The 1,524-nt window shown below is 45.3% G+C and carries 1 protein-coding gene and 2 pseudogenes; 2 read left to right on the top strand and 1 reads right to left on the bottom strand.

The window, feature by feature from the left end:
- Positions 1–236 precede the first annotated feature (236 nt).
- Entirely contained in the window at positions 237–512 is a 276-nt protein-coding gene (locus tag F6K53_RS41745) for a transposase (RefSeq protein WP_364304467.1), read from the top strand.
- Positions 513–597: 85 nt separating this feature from the next.
- A pseudogene (locus F6K53_RS41740) lies at positions 598–832 on the top strand (transposase); the annotation flags it as partial.
- 271 nt (positions 833–1,103) lie between these two features.
- Here F6K53_RS41740 and F6K53_RS41735 read toward each other — a convergent pair.
- A pseudogene (locus F6K53_RS41735) lies at positions 1,104–1,397 on the bottom strand (transposase); the annotation flags it as partial.
- Between the last annotated feature and the right edge of the window lie 127 nt (positions 1,398–1,524).

Genomic DNA, 1,524 nt, shown 5'->3' with positions numbered 1-1,524 from the left:
TTGAAAAATGCTGGTCATGGCTAAAAAGCCGCTAAGCCAAGCAACTAGAGCATTTTGAAACACTGCGAGAGGCTAGGTCGCACGTCCTCACGTAGAGCGTCCTAACCAACCTGGCGGTTGCTATAAAATCCACGGAAATCTAGATGGGAAAAACCCCAAACAACGAAAAGCGTGGTTGTGGGTGGCAGTCACGCCACTAGTGACATTTTTTGAGATTGCCCTAACTCGTTGTACCTCTGCTTCTGGCAAACCTACTGGGTCAAAATTTTGGTGGTATTTTAAACTCAGACCGTCATGGTGCGTATAACTGGGTAGACAAGGAACGTCGGCAATTGTGTTGGGCACATCTGCGACGGGAATTCATTAAAATCTCGGAACGTCCTGGGGTATCTAAAGAATTAGGGACTGCATTGGTTAAACAACAGGAGAAGCTGTTTGAATTGTGGCATCGAGTACTATATGGAACTTTGAAACGTTGTCAGTTTCAATTGCTAGCCCTTGGAGATACGTGAAGCGGTCAAGTTGACTTTAAAACAAGCAGATTCTTACTCGATTGGGTCACAGGAGAAAACACCCCTTGCTAAAACTGTCCGCACTTGTCGCCAACTACTCAAAGTTGAACCAGCTTTATGGTTGTTTGTGAGTGTTGAGGGTGTGGAACCAACAAATAATGCAGCAGAAAGAGCCATCCGTCCAGCAGTAATCTGGCGGCGTACCAGTTAAGGTTGCTCAGACTCAAGCAGGGAGTGCTTTTGTTGCTCGTATGTTAACTGTTGTGACAACATTGAAGTCCCAGCAGCGTAATGTCTTGGAGTTTTTGACAAATGCAATTCCCCGCTGCACGCGCAGGTAAACCTGCCCCTTCGTTACTCCCATAGGTAGCTATTTCTGATCACGACCATGAGCAAGAGCTAGTGATCGCAGCTCAATAATTTTATTTCATTATTACTCCTGCCGGGTGTGTTTTTTTGATGATTACAACCCCCCTGAACGGTTACGACAAAAACGACCACTACTCCCCGAACGTGGAGTCAAACCATGAAGCAATAAAATTAAGCAGCTATCAACAAATTATCTTATAAGTTAACAGAACCAGTACCGGACTATTCCATACAAGAAGTAGATATCAATGGCAGTAAACTTCGAGCTTGTGAACCGGAGCGAGCAGCAACAACAGCTTGTACTAAAAATTCGAGAACATCACGCTTCTGAGACTTTAGGGTTGTAACCACTGTCAACATTCTGGCCACAAAATCACTACCAGCTTGAGTCTGAGTCCCAAAACTGGTACGTCGCCAAATTACGGCAGGACGAATCGCCCTTTCCGCAGCATTATTGGTTGGTTCCACACCCTCGGTTTCGACAAATAACCACATGGCACACTCAACCTTTAATAGTGGGACTTTAGTCAAAATCAAGCCCAAATGTAGCCCTTACTCGCCTTGTAAGCAACAAATACGTCTCGATTCTCCTGGAGCCAATGGACAAAACGGCAAGACATGGCACTCCGAAAAGCTTCTAAAG

Source organism: Moorena sp. SIO4A1 (assembly GCF_010672065.1).
In the GTDB taxonomy this organism is placed as follows: Bacteria; Cyanobacteriota; Cyanobacteriia; order Cyanobacteriales; family Coleofasciculaceae; genus Moorena.
This window is presented reverse-complemented; position numbering and strand designations above follow the sequence as displayed.